This is a genomic window from Chelativorans sp. YIM 93263 (assembly GCF_028767125.1).
Classification (GTDB): Bacteria; Pseudomonadota; Alphaproteobacteria; order Rhizobiales; family Rhizobiaceae; genus Chelativorans.
In genome coordinates, this window is the sequence record NZ_JAKCWP010000003.1 from 504,965 (window position 1) to 522,660 (window position 17,696).

The following is a 17,696-nucleotide window of genomic DNA, read 5'->3' on the forward strand; positions in this document are numbered from 1 at the left end:
CCCGCAGCCACGGACGGGCGTCTTCATAGCTTTCTTGCCACGAGGAACGGCCGCGCGTCCCTGCCGCGCGAGGCGTGGCGCGCGCGCTCAATGATCTCAAATCCCGCGGCCGCTATCTCGCGCTCCAACGCCTCCTCGGATAAGAACGCCACATAGGGCGCCTTGCCGACGAGTTGCATTGCCGAAACGGCTATCCGCACGAGCGGGTTCATTTCCTCAAGGCACGGCGTCTTGGAAATGAACAGCCCGTCGGGCTTCAGGAGCCGATGGATGCCTTTCAAGGCCGCTTCCCGAGCCTCTACCAGATGCAGGACATTGAAGCCTAATGCGACGTCAAAGGCCCCGTCCGGCCATTCCGCGGCATCGGGCGTTGCAACCTCGAACGTCGCGTTGGCGCAGCGTTCGGACTCGCTCTTCTCACGCGCGATCGCAATCATCTCGCTGGAGATGTCGGTCGCCACAATACGCGCGACGGAGGGCGCAAGCTTGAGCGCCGTCGCCCCCGTTCCGCATCCGAACTCGAACGCCGCTTCGTCACCCTTCAGATAGTGGCGTGCGCTCGAGGGTGCGCTCATAGCCAGCCATGTCGGTGATCGGACCGGCGGCGTATTTGCGCGCAGTGCGGTCCCAAAAACGCGCGTCGTTGGCGGTACTGAACATGCGGCCTCCTATGGACCGTCCTCTAGCACATGCGTGGAAATTTGAAATTGTGAATTGCGGTAGAAAATTGCACGCAATGGGCTCCAAATCTGTAAAGGGGCACCGCGCCACACGACCTTATGGTTACGAGGAGACCGAACGTTTCGTTGAATTCATTTGAGGCATTCGTGAGCTAATCTTTCGAATTTGATCATCGCATCAGCCTTGGATCAGGTCGCTCAGTTCCTTCACCTTCTCATCCAGAAGCTCTTGGTCAGCGCGGGTCTCGACATTGAGGCGCAGGAGCGGTTCGGTGTTGGAGGCGCGCAGATTGAAGCGCCAATCGTCGAAGACCATGCCCAGCCCGTCGATGGTCTCCATCTGCGGGTTGGCCCTCTGATAGTGCTCGGCTACGCGCTCCTGCGCCGCCTTGGCGTCATTGACCGTGAAATTGATCTCGCCCGAGCAGGGATAGGCGGCGATGCGCTCTTCTAGAACGTCGGCGAGCTGCGCGCCGGTGGCCGACAACTCCGAAACCACATCGAGCCAGGCAAGCATGCCGGAATCGCAATAGGCGAAATCGCGGAAATAGTGATGCGCGCTCATCTCTCCGCCATAGACGGCGTTTTCCTCGCGCATCATCTGCTTGAAATAAGCGTGTCCGGTGCGGCAGGGCTTCGCCACGCCGCCCATGCTTTCCACGATGTCGATCGTGTTCCAGGTCAGGCGCGGGTCGTAGAGGATCGTGCTGCCGGGATGCTTTTCCAGCATGCGCTTGGCGATCATGCCGACGAGATAATAGCCTTCGACGAAGCGGCCCTTGTGGTCGTAGAGGAAGCAGCGGTCGAAATCGCCGTCCCAGGCAATGGCGAGATCCGCACCATGGTCGATCACGGCCTGGCTCGCCTTCTGGCGCTTCTCCTTGAGCAGTGGGTTGGGCACGCCATTGGGCAGCCGCGGGTCCGGCTCGTGGTCGATCTTGATGAAGGTGAAAGGCAGATGCTTTTCCAGAAGGTCGATGATCGGACCCGCACAGCCATTGCCGGCATGGCAGACGATCTTGAGCGGCTTTAGCTGCTGGCCGGCCACTTCCTCTAGCAGGCGCTCGATATATGCACTGCGGTCGCATACGGGTTGAAGGCTGCCGCGCTCGGCGTAGCTTGCGGCCGTCGCCAGGTCCCTGCCCGAGCGCATCACATCCTCGATCGGGTTGAAGGCGTTGTCCGGCGTGGCGGCCGAGGCCCCCTTCAGCACCATCTTGATGCCGTTATAGTCCGGCGGATTGTGGCTCGCCGTCACCATCAGCCCGGCATCGGCGCCAGAACGCGCGGTGTGGAAATAGACCTCCTCGGTGCCGCACTGGCCAACCGGTAGCACGTCGACACCGCTATCGAGCAGACCCTGAGCGAGCGCACCAGCAAGCGCCGGACTGTCAAGACGCATGTCGTGACCGACCACGACCGCCGCCGGAGAGAGCGTCTCCTTCACCGCCTGGGCAAAGCGATAGGCAAAGGGCGCATTGATCTCACCCGGAATCTGGCCACGAACATCATAAGCCTTGAACGGAGCACTCATGCCATTTTCCTCTCGCCTGCTTGTTCTTTGCTGATTTGTTAGATGGGAAGCATTCGCAAAGCAATTGGGCCGGTTTTCACCGCGTGTAACAATGCCGCCAGCAGTTTGAACGTTCCTTCCTGTTGCGAAACACAATTCACCCGCCTATTCACGCTGCCATTCGGGCAAATATCCCAAGGGGTGAGCGGCATATGCAATTTATCGATCTCGGCGCGCAGCGAGAGCGCATTCAGGCGAGGCTTGAAAAAAGGGTGGCCAAGGTCCTGGCGGAGGGCCGTTATATTCTCGGGCCTGAAGTTGCCGAGTTCGAGGAAAAGATTGCCGACTATATCGGCGTGAAGCACGCGGTCGCTTGCGCCAATGGCACGGATGCTCTGCTCATGCCGCTGATGGCCTACGGTATTGGTCCAGGCGACGCGGTCTTCTGCCCGAGCTTCACTTTCGCCGCCACGGCTGAAGTTGTCGCGCTCGCCGGCGCCTCTCCGGTCTTTGTCGATATCGATCCGGACACTTACAATATCGATACGGAAAGTCTCGAGGCGGCAATCGCGTTTACCAAGGACGAAGGCAGCCTGACGCCCAAGGCTATCATCCCGGTCGACCTGTTCGGACTCGCGGCTGACTACTCCCGATTGGAGAAGATTGCCCAGCGCGAAGGCCTGCGCATCATCGAGGATGCGGCGCAGGCGACCGGTGGCTCGCGCGGCAACACGATGTGCGGCGCCTTTGGCGACGTGGCGAGCACCAGCTTCTATCCGGCCAAGCCGCTCGGCTGCTACGGCGATGGCGGTGCGATGTTCACCAACGATGCCGAATTGGCCGAGATTTTGCGCTCGGTCGCGTTTCACGGGAAGGGCGAAAGCCAGTACGACAACGTCAGGGTCGGCCTCAATTCGCGTCTCGACACCATTCAGGCAGCCATTCTTCTGGAAAAACTTACGTTGCTGCCCGAAGAGATGGATTTGCGCCAGCAGGTGGCGAACCGTTACGCGGAAGGCCTTGGCGATGTCGTGAAGGTCCCGGCGGTGCCGGAGGGCAGCCGCTCGGCGTGGGCGCAGTACGCCATCGAGACGCCAGTGCGCGACGCCGTGCGCGCGCATCTCAAGGAGGCGGGCATTCCTTCCGTCGTCTATTATGAAAAGTCGCTGCACGTGCAGCAGGCCTACGCCGACTATCCCCGGTCGCCAAAAGGCCTGCCGGTTTCCGAGGAACTGCCTGGAAGGATCATGTGCCTGCCCATGCACCCATATCTGTCGGAGAAGGATCAGGATAGGGTCATCACGACCGTTCGGGATGCCGTGCGGTTGAACCGGCCCGAAAAATAATGGCGGGAGCCCGTCGAGAAGAACTTTCCCCGATTGGCATGCACTGCGAAAAATGCACGTCAATCGGCGGCTTCGGTTGGGTTGCGTCGCCTTGAGGGCGCCATAGTCCCCGTGGTATCCCCAGAGCAGTTTCACGCCGGAAAAGCCGGTCCCAGAAAATCGTCGGAGACACATCTATGCCGGCAACGCTCACCCATCTCCAACGGCTGGAAGCCGAGTCGATCCACATCATGCGAGAGGTGGCCGCGACTTTTTCCCGGCCCGTCATGCTTTATTCGGTCGGCAAGGATTCATCGGTGCTCATGCACCTGGCGATGAAAGCCTTCTATCCCGCCAAGCCGCCCTTTCCTTTCCTTCACGTCGATACGACCTGGAAATTCCGGGAGATGATCGAGTTCCGCGACCGCATGGCGCGTGAGCGCGGTTTCGATCTTCTCGTCCATATCAACGAGGACGGCGTGCGCGAGGGCATAGGGCCGTTCACGCATGGCTCGAACGTCCACACTCATGTGATGAAGACCGTGGCGCTGCGCCAGGCGCTGGACAAGTATCAGTTCGACGCGGCCTTTGGCGGCGCCCGGCGCGACGAGGAGAAAAGCCGCGCCAAGGAACGCATTTTCTCCTTTCGCACCGCCAGCCATGGCTGGGACCCGAAGAACCAGCGGCCGGAGATGTGGAAGATCTACAATACCCGCGTGGCGCAGGGCGAATCCATTCGCGTCTTTCCGCTATCGAACTGGACCGAGCTCGATATCTGGCAATACATCCTGCAGGAAGACATCCCGATCGTGCCGCTTTACTTCGCCAAGAAGCGCCCGATCGTGCACCGCGACGGCATGATGACGATGGTCGATGACGACCGCATGAAGTTGCAGCCGGGCGAGACTGTGGAAGAGCGGAAAGTACGGTTCCGTACGCTGGGCTGCTATCCGCTGACGGGTGCAATCGACTCCGATGCCGAAACGCTTGAGGATATAGTCTCCGAAATGCTCACGGCCCGGACCTCCGAGCGGCAAGGGCGGCTGATCGACCGAGACGAGGCAGGCTCGATGGAAAAGAAGAAGCGGGAAGGGTATTTCTGATGCTGAAGTCGGAGCAGGAACAGCTTCCCGAAGCGCAGGCGGAGGACATCCGCTCCTATTTGGCGAACCAAGGCAACAAGACGCTCCTGCGTTTTCTCACCTGCGGTTCCGTGGACGACGGCAAGTCGACACTGATCGGCCGGCTATTGTTCGATACCAAGCTGATTTTCGAGGATCAGCTTGCCGCACTCGAACAGGAGTCGAAAAAATACGGCACCACGGGCGAGGAAATCGACTTCGCTCTCCTGGTGGACGGGCTGGAGGCCGAGCGTGAGCAGGGCATCACCATTGATGTCGCTTACCGCTTCTTTGCCACGCCGAAACGCAAGTTCATCGTCGCCGACACGCCGGGCCATGAGCAATACACGCGCAACATGGCGACAGGCGCCTCAACGGCGGATCTCGCAATCGTGCTGGTGGATGCGCGCCAGCGCGTGCTGCCGCAGACACGGCGCCACTCCATGATCGCTTCGCTGTTGGGCATCCGGCATATCGTTCTGGCGGTGAACAAGATCGATCTCGTCGATTTCGACCGCGACGTCTTTAACGACATCAAGGCCGACTTCGAGGCCTTCGCCAAGGATCTCGGCTTTGCCTCGATCCAGGCCATCCCAATGTCCGCGCGTTATGGCGATAACGTCACCCACGCCTCGGAAAATACGCCCTGGTATTCGGGCCCCTCCCTTCTAAGTCACCTGGAGACGGTGGACGTTGAGCAGGATGCGCGTGAGCGGCCGTTCCGTTTTCCGGTCCAGTATGTCTCGCGACCCAATCTCGACTTCCGCGGCTTCGCCGGTACGATCGCCTCGGGCACCGTGGCCGTCGGCGACGACATCGTGGTCGCAAAATCGGGCAAGCCCTCGCGCGTAAAACGCATCGTTACATACGACGGTGATCTTCAAGAGGCGGCCGAAGGCGAAGCGGTCACCCTTGTCCTGGAGGACGAGATTGACGTTTCGCGCGGGAATATGCTCGCCGCCCCGGAGGACCGCCCGCAGGTGGCGGACCAGTTCGCGGCCAATCTCGTCTGGTTCGACGAGCATCCGCTGATGCCCGGCAGACCGTATCTGCTGCGCACGGAAACGGATGAGGTGAGCGCCACGGTCACTTCGCTCAAGCACCGGGTGAACATCAACAATTTCGCCCATGAGGCGGCCAAGAGCCTGGCTCTCAACGAAGTGGGCGTGTGCAACTTCTCGCTTCAGGCGCCCATCGCCTTCGACCCCTTTCAGGAAAATCGCACCACGGGCGCCTTCGTTCTGATCGACCGGCTGACCAACGCAACGGTCGGTGCAGGCATGATCCAGTACGCGCTTCGCCGGGCGGACAACATCCACTGGCAGTCACTCGACGTCTCGAAAGCTTCGCGCGCCGAACAGAAGCACCAGAAACCAGCTGTGCTGTGGTTCACCGGGCTTTCGGGCTCCGGCAAGTCGACCATTGCCAATCTCCTGGAAAAGAAGCTGCACGCGGAAGGCCGCCACACTTACATCCTCGACGGCGACAATGTACGGCACGGGCTTAACCGCGATCTCGGCTTCACCGAGGAAGACCGGGTGGAGAATATCCGCCGGGTCGCCGAAGTCGCCCGGCTGATGGCGGAAGCGGGATTGATCGTGCTCGTTTCCTTCATCTCACCATTCCGGTCGGAACGGCGCATGGCGCGCGATCTGATGGACGAGGGCGAGTTCATCGAGGTTTTCGTCGACACCCCGTTCGAGGAATGTGCTCGACGTGATCCGAAGGGGCTTTATGCCCGGGCTCTCAAAGGCGAGATCAAGAACTTCACCGGCGTGGACTCGCCCTATGAGGAGCCCGAGCGCGCCGACGTTCACCTGCGCACTGCAGGCCGCTCGCCCGAGGAACTGGTGGACGACCTAGAAGGCTGGTTGAAGGAGCGTGGCTATTGCTGACGGAAACCGCGACCCAGTTGCCGCGGAACGAGACCGAGCTGCTGGCCTTCTTTGAGGAACTGGCGCTTGCCGCAGGCCGCGAGATCATGCGCCACTTCGAGGCCGGCTTCGATGTCGACCACAAGGCGGATGCCTCTCCGGTCACAGAAGCGGATCGCGCAGCCGAGCGCATCATCCTCGATGGCCTTCGAACAAAGCTGGGCGCCACGCCTTGTGTCTCGGAAGAAGCCGCCTCCGCTGGCGTTCTGCCGGTCTGCGACGGTGATTTCCTGCTGGTCGATCCGCTCGACGGGACGCGCGAGTTCATCAACCGCAGGCAGGACTTCACGGTCAATATCGCGCTCGTGCGAGATGGCACGCCTGTTCTGGGCGTAGTCTACGCGCCCGCACGCACCACGCTCTACTCGGGGCGGCCGGGTGTGGCCTTCGAGGCGCAATGCCCAGGCGGCCTTTCCATTGGCAGCCGCCGCGAGATCAAGACGCGAGCACGCAGCGCGCCGCTTGTAATCGTCGCAAGCCGCTCCCACGCCACGCCGGAGACGGCGGAGTTCATCGCCCGCTATTCGGGCGCGGAAACCGTCTCCGTCGGCTCCTCGCTCAAATTCTGCATGCTCGCTGCCGGCGAGGCAGATCTTTATCCTCGTTTCGGGCGGACCATGCAGTGGGATACGGCAGCCGGCGATGCGGTGCTGCGCGCGGCCGGAGGGCGGACCGTCAATACTGACGGCACCACCCTCACCTACGGCCCCAAGGATGGCGAGGGCCTTGAAGCCTTCGCCAACCCGTTCTTCATCGCAGAGGGACGCGCCGCATAAGTCTACCCGACTTTCACGCCCCAGAACGTCGTGTGGTCGGCGGCGAAATAGCCGTCATCCTCGCGGAAATAGCCCTGTAGCTCCACCGTGTTGCCAGCCGAGAGCGGCACGAGCGTAGTGAGTGTCAGCGCCGTCGCCAGCGATTGGTGCGCACCGGAGACCTCGCCCAAGGTACCTTTGATCACACTGGAGCCGTTCAGCAGCATCCGTGCGCGCATGCGAGAAGCCGTCGTGTTGTTCACTTTATAGAGCAGCGATGCGCCAAAGAGGTATGTTCCTGCCACAGGCGCGGTAAATCGGTTCGCGGCGGTGTCGAAGAAGCCCTGGTCATTGTATTCGGTGACGTTAATCGCAATCGTCGTCCAGGCATCGAGCCCGACGTAATTGTCATGGTCGGTGAATGCCTTGAAAGCGCGGCAATGCCGGCTCGGAGACGACACCAGTCGCGCGGTCCACGCGGATCGCCTCGTGCCAGGTATTCCCGTCAGGACTCACCTTGAACGAAAGATCGTCCGACCCGATGAGGCCGAGCTCCGCCCGGCCCGACCAGTTCGATTGCATGAGCAGCGACAGGATGTTGCCAGATGCCTCCTTATTCATCGTGTAGCGCAAGTGGCCGTCGCCCCCCTCGCCCACATGCTTCGCTGCCCACAGTGTCTTGTTCAGCTTGGCGGAAAAGACATTCTCATTATCGGCCTCCGTCCCCACGCCAAGCAGGGGGACGTTCTGGAGTTCCGCATTGCTGCTGTTCCAGGCGCTGCCATCCCATACGACAAAGCGACCTTCATCGGCCACCCATGCCTGCCAGCCGGGCCGTGGCTGAAAATAACTCCACGCCCCATCCTGAAAAGCGGCGACCTGCCCGTCCCGCCTGTCCCAGGCGCCGCTCGCGCCAGCCGGCACGATGTAGCGATCGCCCTCAGCCGGCTCTGCGGGCGCATCGGTGAAATCACGATCAATGACGGAAAGCTGCACGATGCTGTCGAGCATCGACAGGCTTTCATTTAGCGTGACGTGCTTCTGTGCCTGTGAGGGCAGGATGAAGGGAAGTTTCAAATTCGCGGTCTCGTCCATGCGATACCTCCTGTGCTTGGCACAAGAGTAAGACCGTTCTCGAGGGCGGGGATAAAATCGCTGCGGACAGCAGTATTCATATCGAGGTGCGCTGATCGCGTTCCCGCGCGATGAAAGAGGCCCCGCGGAGCCACATTGCAACCGGACATCCAGTTTGGCTGGGGCGGCAGGATTCGAACCTGCGAGTCACGGTACCAAAAACCGATGCCTTACCGCTTGGCTACGCCCCAATTTTTCCGGGACTTAGGGGGGAATCCCTGGATGCAGCCCATATAAAGGCTTGGGCGCGCCGACGCAACGCCGAATGCGTCGTATATGCACACTCACAACACAGCGGCCACTATGCCGCCCCGCACCCCCGACTGGCCTCACGACCAGGTGCTTGCGCAGTGGCGTTAGGTCGCTTGCTCGTGAAAATCAGCTCCATTATGGCGAATCTTGCGCGGCTAACGTCTAATCTTGTAGAACTGCCGAAAAACTTGTGACGTAAAGTGCCGTGGTCAGATTCTGCGATAGCTTGTGCAGCTTCCTGCTTTCCTATATTCCCGCTGACAAATGATATCTGCTCATCAGGCGGTGCGGACGGATTGCTTTTGGTGCGTGATATGAGCGAGAGCCTCTCAAGTCAGGAACTGGTCCGTGGGAAGGGGGATCCCGAGGATCAGCCACGACGAAATCGGAGTTTTCCGCATCCCCGGCGCGCTGCGCGATCGAAACACAATCCCTCCACATGACTCAGTATAATGCTGCCGGTATTTGGAATTGAGGACTATGATTGAAAAGCTTCTATCAAGACTCTTTCAATTGAAGCGCCGGCAGAAGTTGGCAATCCAGATCATTGCCGATTCGTTTATCGTCGTAGTGACTTTCGCAGCCGCGATGGCGCTGCGCCTCGAGCATTTCGATTTCGCTTCAAAGCCTGAGGTATGGCTGGCGATCGCACTGTCGTTGCCGGTCGCCATCATCGCCTTTATGCAGCTCGGCTTCTACCGATCCGTCATCCGCTATATTTCGAGACGGGCGCTTCGCGTAATCCTGCTCGGGATATTTGCCTCATCGGTTGCGCTCTTCGCATTCTCTCAACTGCTCGACCTGCCGATCCCCCGGTCTGTTCCGGCAATTTACGCGGTGTTGGCCACAATTTCGGTCGGTGGAGCGCGTTTCCTTCTGCAATTGTTGTTTCTGCACCAGCAAGACCAGCAGAAGACACGCGTTATCGTCTACGGAGCGGGAGAGTCCGGACGCCAATTGCTGAATGCTCTCCAACACGGGCGAGAGTACGCGCCGGTTGCGCTCGTAGACGACTCCGTCGCTCTGCAAGGCACCGACATCGGCGGCTATCGTGTCCACTCGCCCAATTCGCTTGAGCAACTCGTCAGCAATCGCAAGGCTCAGATGATCCTTCTTGCCGTCCCAAGCGCCTCACGGACGGCACGCAAAGCCATACTCGAGCGGCTCGAGCCATTGCCTGTGCACATTCAGACCATTCCGGGTATTGCCGATCTCGTCTCCGGAGATGCGCAGATCAACGAGTTCCGGGAAGTCCCGATCGAAGACCTCCTCGGGCGTGATCCGGTTCCTCCTCGTGTCGAACTCATGGATGCCAATATTCGTGAAAAAGCCGTCCTGGTCACGGGCGCCGGGGGATCCATCGGTAGCGAATTGTGCCGCCAGATTATCCAATATCGACCGGCAAAGGTGGTTCTCTTCGACGTCTCCGAGATAGCGCTTTATTCAATAGACATGGAGCTGAAAGCGCTCGCGGCCGAACTGAACGTTGAAATCATACCGGTGCTTGGTTCGATTCAGGATTTCAGCCGCGTCGAGAATACACTCACGTTCTTCAATATCGATACCGTTTATCACGCCGCGGCCTACAAGCACGTTCCTCTCGTTGAGGAGAACGTGATTGAAGGTCTACGCAACAACATCTTTGGTACATTGAATGTTGCCAGGGCGGCTGCATCCTGCGGGATCGAAAATTTCATTCTGATTTCGACCGATAAAGCGGTGAGACCCACAAATATCATGGGCGCTTCCAAACGCATGGCCGAATTGATCTGCCAGGCGCTGGCGGAGCGAACGCAAACCCGCTTCTCCATGGTCCGATTCGGGAATGTCCTCGGCTCTTCGGGGTCTGTTATTCCGCGTTTTCGCCAACAGATCGAAGCCGGCGGCCCCATCACCGTGACCCACCCGGAGATCACGCGCTACTTCATGACCATTCATGAGGCTGCACAGCTCGTCATTCAGGCGGGGGCGATGGCAAAAGGTGGAGATGTTTTCGTATTGGACATGGGCGAACCCGTCCGGATCGTAGATCTGGCAAAGCGGATGGTTAAGCTTTCCGGCCTTACGCCCTATTTTCCGAATTCCGCCGATAAGGATGCAGGGGGCGATATTCCAATCGTGTTCACCGGCCTGCGACACGGGGAGAAACTCTACGAAGAGCTTCTCATCGACAACACAACAACAAGAACCGACCATCCTCGTATCTTGACCGCTAAAGAAAGATCCATGTCCTGGCCGGACTTGCAAAGGCTGCTCGATCAGCTGTCCGCCCGTTTTGCCGATAACGATATCAACTCTATACGGGCGATCCTTAGAAGCGCGCCAACCGGCTACGCTCCTTCGAGTGATATCGCGGATGTTCTGTGGAGCAAGGACCTCCTGAAGCCCGCTCAAGATCAGGATATCACTGTTGAAAGCGTCTCTCTGAAAGGCGGGATCAGCTCTGTTCCCCTGGCAGCGCCTTTACAAGCGAAAAATTAGAGTTCTCGGGTTGGTTTGGACCGCCCTGCCAACGGCGGTAGGGTCGGGAAGTCGACAAAGGCGGTGGTGAAAACGCGGTCAAGTCAGAAGTGAAACCACGCAGCCTCTCTCAAAGTCGGTTTCGCCGCGCAAGCACTTCTTCCCAACGCAGGGCGTGGCTGACGATTTCCTCCAGATTATCGTGCTGCGGCTTCCATCCCAGTTCATTGAAACACCGTTCGGCGCTTGCCACGATGGCCACGGCATCGCCCGGTCGGCGGTCGCTTTTGCGCACCTGGAAATCCTTGCCCGACACGCGCTTGACCGTGTCAATCACTTCCAGCACGGAATAGCCGCGGCCGTAGCCGCAATTGGCCACCAGGCTGCCGCCGCCCTCACGCAAGCGCTGGAGCGCCAGATAGTGCGCATTCACGAGGTCCGAAACGTGGATGTAGTCGCGGACGCAGGTGCCGTCGCGCGTGGGGTAATCCTCGCCGAAAAGTTCCATGTACGACCGCTTTCCCGACGCGGTCTCGCACGCGACCTTGATCAGATGCGTGGCGCCCTTGGTGGATTGGCCGGTGCGCATTTTCGGATCCGCGCCCGAAACATTGAAATAGCGTAGAGCCGTATAGGCAAAATCATGCGCCGCGGCCGTGTCGCGCAGCATGATTTCGGTCATCAGCTTCGAGGTACCGTAGGGCGATTCAGGCGTGAGCGGCTCGTCTTCCGTCACCGGGCTTGCCTCCGGGCTGCCATAAACGGCGGCGGTGGAAGAGAAGATGAAGTTTCGCACGCCGCAACGAACTGAGGACTCGATCAGCGCGCGTGATTTGACGGTGTTGTTGAGATAGTAGCCGAGCGGATCTGCGACCGACTCCGGCACGATGATCGAGCCGGCGAAATGAATGATCGCGTCGACCGAGCGCCGCTTGATAACGTCCTCGACCAGCTTCTGGTCCCCGATATCACCGATCACCAGCTCGGCAGCTTCCGGCACGGCCCAGTCGAAGCCGGTGGAAAGGCGATCGAGCACCACCACTTCCTCTCCATGGTCCAGGAGCTCCCACACCATGTGGCTTCCGATATAGCCCGCTCCACCCGTCACCAGGACTGTCAATTTCCCGCTCCCCAATCAAAAACGGCCATGGGCAATATGCCCATGGCCTCGATCAAACGTCAGGCACAGCTTTTCGCGAGCCGCTCAGGACCGGCCAGCCCCGAACCGTCCCAGCAGCGTCCACCCCGCCGGCACCAGGCAGGCAGCAAGGGCAACTTTCATGAGATCCGGCAGGATGAAAGGCAGGACGCCGAACGTCCAGGCGTTGCCTGCGCCGAGCAGAACCGCAAGCCAGGCAAAGCCGAGCGCCATCATCACCACTTCGGCGGCGAGCATCGCGCCGAAGAGCTTCACCACACTGCGGTCCCAGCCACGATCCGCCGCAGAGCCGACAATGGCCGCCATGGCCACAAAGCCGAGCAGATAGCCGCCCGTCGGGCCCATCATATAAGCCAGACCGACACCCTGCTCCGGCGCGCTCTGGAATACAGGCAGCCCCATAGCGCCTTCCGCAAGATAAAGTAGAAGCGTAGCGACAGCCAAGCGAGCTCCAAAACCCGCGGCGATGCCGAGCACCGCCAGCGTCTGCAGCGATATGTCGACCGGGCCGAGCACGACTTTCGTCTTGGCCGAGAGCGTCAGAAGAAGCGTACCGGCAACTGCGAGCAGTCCCTGCGTCAACAGGCGTGACGCGCCGGACTCGGGTAGCGAGAGAGAAACTAGCGAACGAGAAGCAGTCGCCTGCATGAGAGCCTCCAGGGAATGGTTCCTTTGAAATGGTTCGTTTCTCTATATTCGCTTCCATGATAAGCGGCAACATGCTCGCGATCTGCATACACGAAAAGCGGCGCAACATTCGCAAACGGGGATGGGTTGCCTGATGGCTCTGGAGTTCGACACGCGGTTCGAGCCGCGCCATGGCGAGGCTGTTGAGGTGGTGCCGAACATCCGTCGGATCACGGCGCCCAATCCGAGTCCGTTCACCTTCCATGGCACAAACTCGTATATTGTGGGCGGCAAGGGACCGCTCGCAGTCATCGATCCGGGACCCGAAGACGAAGCTCATCTAGCCGCCCTGATGCGCGCCTTGGACGGACGGCCGGTCAGCCATATTCTGGTCAGCCACACACATCGGGATCACTCGCCGCTGGCCGCGCGGCTTGCGGAACTAACCGGCGCCCAAACCGCCGCCGAGGGACCGCATAGACCGGCGCGGCCTCTCGAGATCGGCGAGATAAACCCACTCGACGCCAGCGCTGATGCGGATTTCCGCCCGGACCTCACGCTTGCCGATGGTGAGTTGGTTGAGGGGGATGGCTGGAAGCTGCGCGCGCTCCACACGCCTGGCCACACGGCAAATCACTGCGCCTTCGCGTTGGAGGGCACGGGCATCACGTTCTCCGCCGACCACGTGATGGCTTGGTCGACCACGATCGTTGCCCCGCCGGATGGAGCCATGACGGACTATATGGCTTCGCTCGACCGGTTGCTTGAGCGTGACGATTACCTTCTTTTGCCCGGACACGGCGGGCCGGTGGGAAACCCCCGGCAGTTCATGCGAGGGCTGAAGACGCACCGGAAAATGCGCGAACGAGCGATCCTGGAGCGCTTGCGCGCCGGCGAACGCCGTATTCCAGAAATTGTGAAAAGCATTTACCGGGATACGGATCCGCGCCTTCATGGCGCGGCCGCGCTGTCGGTGCTAGCGCATCTGGAAGACCTCGTCAGCCGGGGGCGAGCCAAGGCGGACAACACGCCTTCCTTGGAAGCGCGCTTTTCTCCAGCTTGAGAGCCCAGCAGAGTATCTGCCGGCCGCAATATGTCTTGAGAATACATATAACGATGGCCCCGCCTATGCCGAATCGGCCATAGTTCGAGCGCGCATGGAACCTTTGCAGGCTTCGTGCGTTCAACTCCGGCCCAAGGGGGGCAAGGAAGTGATGGAAGTTAATGGAAAAATCGACGGTACGGTCAGGTGGGCCCGTCCCTACGCTTGAGATTGTCGAACTCGAGCTTGCCTTACAGCATCAGGATTTTGTTGAAAAAGGTTTTGAGGGCTCGGTGCGTCAGGCGCTGGAGCGAATCGGCGGAACTCTCCTTTTTCGCACGCGCATGGGCGGCGTGGCAGGGTGCGATTGGGTCGCGGCTGTTGCGCTGGACGCCGATGGCGAGCGCAAGCTTGCAATTGTCGCGCAGCCGACCGACGGTGGGCCGCTGCGCGTGGAGGATGCAGAAACCAGCGAGATGCCTGCCGCGCGCCTCGCAAAAGCCTATGCCGACCTGATGGGAAAACTCAACCGATAGCGGTGTTACCTAGCGTCGGTAACCTCAAACGGCCAATCCGTGCCGCCGGAGATCCTCGCGCAGCGTTTCGGCATCGATGAATTGCACCGCTTTCCAGCCCGCAGCCTTGGCCCCGGCCACATTTTTCGGGCTGTCATCAATGAAAAGAGTAGCCGCCGGCTCCAGATCAAAGTTCGCGATGTGGTGGTCGTAAATCTCGCGATCCGGTTTTATCATGCGGATTTCCCCTGAGACGGTGACGCCACGCGGGCGGCTGAGGAAGGGAAATCGCTCGCGCGCCTCGATAAACGTATCGGCGGCGAAATTGGTGAGCATGGTCACGTCGTGATCCGAGTCGACCAATTCCTCGAGAATGGCGACGGAATCGTCATAGGCATGCGACACCATCTCGTGCCAATGCTTACGGAAAGCGCGGATATTTTCTTCATGCGTCGGGTGAAGGGCAATCAGCGCGGTCTCCGCCTCGTCCCAGCCGCGGCCCCGGTCCTGCTCCAGATTCCAATCGTGGGTGCATACATTCTCAAAGAACCAGCGCCGTTCTGCCGCGTCGGGAATAAGGCGGGAATACGGGATATCCGGATCGTAGTGGATGAGGACCTTGCCGATATCGAACACGATATGCCGAACTTCGCTCATTTTGCCGCTTTTTCCCTTTTTCGTTTGGTCGCGCCGGGTATAGCCGTTTCGATCGCCTTTTTCATGACGCTCGGCAGGGCTTCCCCATGAAGCACGTCGCACGGCGACCACCAACCACCCACCGCTGCCATATCGTTCCCAACCAGCGCTTTGTAAACCGATAGCTGCAGCGCGAAATGCGTGAAGACATGCCGGGCCGTGCCGCAGTCCTGCCAGTCGGCGGTGAAGGGAGCTGCCGTTATGTCCTCTCGACCATCTTGGCGCGCGTTCCACGCGGTGGTCGGCACCTCACACATTCCGCCCAGCAGACCGGTTTCCGGGCGCCGGCGCAGGAGCACCGCCCCATCCTCCCGCACCGCCACGAAGGCCGCCCCGCGGCGCAAGGGCTTTTCCGCCTTGGGTGCCTTGAGCGGAAAACGCTCCTGCGCGCCTTGCCGACGGGCGATACAATCGCCGGTTAGAGGACACAGAATGCAGGAGGGCCGGCGCGGTGTGCAGATCGTCGCGCCGAGGTCCATCATCGCCTGTGCGAAGTCACCCGGGCGCTCGGCAGGCAGGATAGCCTCGACCAGCTTCTTGATTTCCGGTTTGGCCGCAGGCAGCGGCGTTTCCACTCCGGCGAAGCGGGACATGACGCGTTCAACATTGCCGTCGACGACCGCCGCCGGCCTGCCGAATGCGATGGCCGCGATCGCCGCTGCCGTATAGTCGCCGATGCCTGGCAGCTTCTTCAGTTCGGCTTCGGTGTTCGGAAATTCACCATCATGCCGGTCAACCAGCATGTCCGCACATTTCTTCAAGTTCCGCGCGCGGGAGTAGTAGCCGAGCCCGGCCCACGCTCGCATGATCTCGTCGGTTTCGGCGGCGGCAAGCGCCTCGACGTTGGGCCATTGCGCCAGAAATTTGTCGTAATAGGGCTTTACCGCGGTAACCGTGGTCTGCTGCAGCATAATTTCGGATAGCCACACGCGGTAGGGATCGGGGTGGAGCCCCTGCCCTGCTTCACTGCGAGAGAGTCGCCAGGGAAGTTGCCGCTGGTGGCGGTCGTACCAGGCGAGAAGCGCGCGCCCGGGCGCCTCGCTTAACTCTCTTTCTGCCGTCATTTGCGATGTCATCGGCGGCGGTTATGCGTTAGGTTGCCCGGTGGAGCAAGGTATCTTCGGATGGCAGGACGAAAGTACGGTAACTACCCCATCCCGGTTAGCGATCTCGCCAGCGAGCTGATCGATCCGGTGCTGCGCCGACGTGCAGGGCTTTCGATCGATCTTGTTCAGTCTTGGAGCGAGATTGTCGGCGAGCGGCTGGCCGGACGCACCCGCCCGGAAAAGGTCGCCTGGCCGCGGCGTGCAAGAGAGGACGATCCATTCGAGCCGGCAACTCTGGTCATCGCGTGCGAGGGCCCAGCCGCCCTCCATGTCCAGCACGAGACATCGGAGATTATCGCTCGCGCCAATGCTTTCCTGGGATTTGGCGCGATCGGGCGGGTGAAGATCGTTCAGAAGCCCGTCTCCGGAACTGCGGTGAAGCCGCGCCCGCGTCCCCGCCCTTTGACGGCAGACGAGAAAAGCAAGCTCGCCGGCATGACCGCGGGGATAGAAGACGAGGGGCTGCGCGCAAGCCTCGAACGCCTCGGCGAGAGCGTTTTGTCTACGCGGCGCAAGACAGACCTCGCGAATTCGTGAGCGATCTGCGTCAATTAGCGATTGGCGGAACGGGACACTTGCCTTTAATTACGTGCAAAAATGACGAACGCTCCCGTCGGGAGTAAAATCTGGGTCTAACTTGGTGATTCGCATGATTGAACTGACGCGCAGGCGTATTCTCACTTCTCTCGTTGTCCTCATGGCCTTGCCGGTGCTGGCCTCCTGCAGCGATAACGGGCAGGCCAACGCCGACGACGCGCCGTCGAATGCCACGACCGCGGCGGTCGATGCACCCGCATCGTCTGGCACGGCCGACGTGGATGAGTTGATGGCGTCCGGAGCGCTGCCCGACAAGGCGCTTGGAGATGAGGATGCGCCCGTAACGATCATCGAATATGCATCCATGACCTGCGGCCATTGCGCCAATTTCCACAACAACACGTTCCCGGCGCTCGAGGAGGAGTACATCGACACGGGCAAGGTGCGCTTTATCATGCGTGAGTTCCCGTTCGACCCGCGGGCCGAGGCCGGCTTCATGCTTGCGCGCTGCGCGGACGACAAGTACTTCCCCATGGTCGATGTGCTTTTCGAGCAGCAGAGCAGATGGGCACGCGCTGAAAACGCCAGCGCCGAACTGCTACGCATCGCGCGGCTCGCCGGTTTTACACAGGAGTCCTTCGAGGCATGCTTGACGGACCAGCAACTCCTGGATGATGTGAGGTCGGTGCGCGCACGCGCTGCGGAGAATTTTGGCGTGGAGGCGACGCCCACCTTCTTCATCAATGGGAAGAAGTATTCGGGAGCCATGTCGATTGCGCAGATGTCGGCGATTATCGATCCCCTGCTCTAACGCAGGCATCAGCCGTATCGGCAAGCACC

At 60.4% G+C, this 17,696-nt stretch carries 17 protein-coding genes, 1 tRNA gene and 1 pseudogene; 9 read left to right on the forward strand and 10 right to left on the reverse strand.

Annotated elements, in window-relative coordinates:
* Nucleotides 1-23: 23 nt before the first annotated feature.
* The 3 genes from LY631_RS09515 to LY631_RS09520 form a co-directional block, all read right to left on the reverse strand.
* A complete protein-coding gene (locus LY631_RS09515) occupies nucleotides 24-575 on the reverse strand; it encodes a class I SAM-dependent methyltransferase (protein WP_338000422.1) in 552 nt (183 codons plus the stop codon).
* The gene (locus LY631_RS20340) at nucleotides 535-660 is read right to left on the reverse strand and encodes a hypothetical protein (RefSeq protein WP_338000423.1); all 126 of its coding nucleotides are present in this window, start codon (nucleotides 658-660) and stop codon (nucleotides 535-537) included. The genes LY631_RS09515 and LY631_RS20340 overlap by 41 nt, the downstream gene beginning before the upstream one ends.
* A 198-nt stretch (nucleotides 661-858) precedes the next feature.
* On the reverse strand, nucleotides 859-2,214 hold the full coding sequence (locus LY631_RS09520; protein ID WP_274425028.1) for a phosphomannomutase/phosphoglucomutase: 1,356 nt from the start codon (nucleotides 2,212-2,214) through the stop codon (nucleotides 859-861).
* 191 nt (nucleotides 2,215-2,405) lie between these two features.
* On the opposite strand from LY631_RS09520, the gene LY631_RS09525 reads away from it, so the two are divergent.
* The 4 genes from LY631_RS09525 to cysQ all read left to right on the forward strand — a co-directional run bounded on the left by LY631_RS09525 (nucleotide 2,406) and on the right by cysQ (nucleotide 7,349).
* On the forward strand, nucleotides 2,406-3,539 hold the full coding sequence (locus LY631_RS09525; RefSeq protein ID WP_274425029.1) for a DegT/DnrJ/EryC1/StrS family aminotransferase: 1,134 nt from the start codon (nucleotides 2,406-2,408) through the stop codon (nucleotides 3,537-3,539).
* A 176-nt stretch (nucleotides 3,540-3,715) separates the two neighbouring features.
* Entirely contained in the window at nucleotides 3,716-4,621 is a 906-nt protein-coding gene (gene cysD, locus LY631_RS09530; RefSeq protein WP_274425031.1) for a sulfate adenylyltransferase subunit CysD, read from the forward strand.
* Nucleotides 4,621-6,534 carry a sulfate adenylyltransferase subunit CysN gene (gene cysN / locus LY631_RS09535; protein ID WP_274425033.1) on the forward strand — a complete coding sequence of 638 codons (1,914 nt, stop codon included), beginning with the start codon at nucleotides 4,621-4,623 and terminating at the stop codon, nucleotides 6,532-6,534. Before cysD ends, cysN begins: the two co-directional genes overlap by 1 nt.
* Nucleotides 6,528-7,349, forward strand: a complete 822-nt coding sequence (gene cysQ / locus LY631_RS09540) for a 3'(2'),5'-bisphosphate nucleotidase CysQ (protein WP_274425034.1) — start codon at nucleotides 6,528-6,530, stop codon at nucleotides 7,347-7,349. The genes cysN and cysQ overlap by 7 nt, the downstream gene beginning before the upstream one ends.
* Nucleotides 7,350-7,351: 2 nt before the next feature.
* On the opposite strand, the gene LY631_RS09545 is transcribed toward cysQ, so the two are convergent.
* The 3 genes from LY631_RS09545 to LY631_RS09555 all read right to left on the reverse strand — a co-directional run bounded on the left by LY631_RS09545 (nucleotide 7,352) and on the right by LY631_RS09555 (nucleotide 8,653).
* Nucleotides 7,352-7,789: a C1q-like domain-containing protein gene (locus LY631_RS09545; RefSeq protein ID WP_274425035.1), complete on the reverse strand. Its 438-nt coding sequence runs from the start codon at nucleotides 7,787-7,789 to the stop codon at nucleotides 7,352-7,354.
* Nucleotides 7,737-8,423, reverse strand: coding sequence for a DUF2793 domain-containing protein (locus tag LY631_RS09550; RefSeq protein WP_274425036.1), 687 nt, complete (start codon nucleotides 8,421-8,423; stop codon nucleotides 7,737-7,739). The genes LY631_RS09545 and LY631_RS09550 overlap by 53 nt, the downstream gene beginning before the upstream one ends.
* A 155-nt stretch (nucleotides 8,424-8,578) precedes the next feature.
* Nucleotides 8,579-8,653 (reverse strand) — tRNA-Gln (locus tag LY631_RS09555).
* A gap of 541 nt (nucleotides 8,654-9,194) precedes the next feature.
* Here LY631_RS09555 and LY631_RS09565 point away from each other — a divergent pair.
* Nucleotides 9,195-11,084 (forward strand): annotated as a pseudogene (locus LY631_RS09565) (polysaccharide biosynthesis protein); the annotation flags it as partial.
* 220 nt (nucleotides 11,085-11,304) lie between these two features.
* On the opposite strand, the gene galE reads toward LY631_RS09565, so the two are convergent.
* Together galE and LY631_RS09575 are read right to left on the reverse strand one after the other, a co-directional pair.
* Nucleotides 11,305-12,294, reverse strand: a complete 990-nt coding sequence (gene galE, locus LY631_RS09570; RefSeq protein WP_274425037.1) for a UDP-glucose 4-epimerase GalE — start codon at nucleotides 12,292-12,294, stop codon at nucleotides 11,305-11,307.
* Nucleotides 12,295-12,378: 84 nt separating this feature from the next.
* Nucleotides 12,379-12,981 (reverse strand): biotin transporter BioY, encoded by a 603-nt coding sequence (locus LY631_RS09575; RefSeq protein WP_274425038.1) that lies wholly within the window; start codon nucleotides 12,979-12,981, stop codon nucleotides 12,379-12,381.
* A 133-nt stretch (nucleotides 12,982-13,114) separates the two neighbouring features.
* On the opposite strand from LY631_RS09575, the gene LY631_RS09580 reads away from it, so the two are divergent.
* Both LY631_RS09580 and LY631_RS09585 read left to right on the forward strand, forming a co-directional pair.
* Nucleotides 13,115-14,023: an MBL fold metallo-hydrolase gene (locus tag LY631_RS09580; protein WP_274425039.1), complete on the forward strand. Its 909-nt coding sequence runs from the start codon at nucleotides 13,115-13,117 to the stop codon at nucleotides 14,021-14,023.
* Nucleotides 14,024-14,184: 161 nt separating this feature from the next.
* Nucleotides 14,185-14,538, forward strand: coding sequence for a hypothetical protein (locus LY631_RS09585; protein WP_274425040.1), 354 nt, complete (start codon nucleotides 14,185-14,187; stop codon nucleotides 14,536-14,538).
* Between the two features lie 24 nt (nucleotides 14,539-14,562).
* Here LY631_RS09585 and LY631_RS09590 read toward each other — a convergent pair whose 3' ends face one another.
* On the reverse strand, nucleotides 14,563-15,174 hold the full coding sequence (locus LY631_RS09590) for an HAD-IA family hydrolase (protein ID WP_274425041.1): 612 nt from the start codon (nucleotides 15,172-15,174) through the stop codon (nucleotides 14,563-14,565).
* The gene (gene mutY, locus LY631_RS09595) at nucleotides 15,171-16,277 is read right to left on the reverse strand and encodes an A/G-specific adenine glycosylase (protein ID WP_274425042.1); all 1,107 of its coding nucleotides are present in this window, start codon (nucleotides 16,275-16,277) and stop codon (nucleotides 15,171-15,173) included. The genes LY631_RS09590 and mutY overlap by 4 nt, the downstream gene beginning before the upstream one ends.
* A gap of 60 nt (nucleotides 16,278-16,337) precedes the next feature.
* Between mutY and LY631_RS09600 the strand changes: the two genes are divergently transcribed.
* Together LY631_RS09600 and LY631_RS09605 are read left to right on the forward strand one after the other, a co-directional pair.
* On the forward strand, nucleotides 16,338-16,856 hold the full coding sequence (locus LY631_RS09600; protein WP_274425043.1) for a DUF721 domain-containing protein: 519 nt from the start codon (nucleotides 16,338-16,340) through the stop codon (nucleotides 16,854-16,856).
* Between the two features lie 112 nt (nucleotides 16,857-16,968).
* Nucleotides 16,969-17,667: a DsbA family protein gene (locus LY631_RS09605; protein WP_274425044.1), complete on the forward strand. Its 699-nt coding sequence runs from the start codon at nucleotides 16,969-16,971 to the stop codon at nucleotides 17,665-17,667.
* The last annotated feature ends 29 nt before the right edge of the window (nucleotides 17,668-17,696 follow it).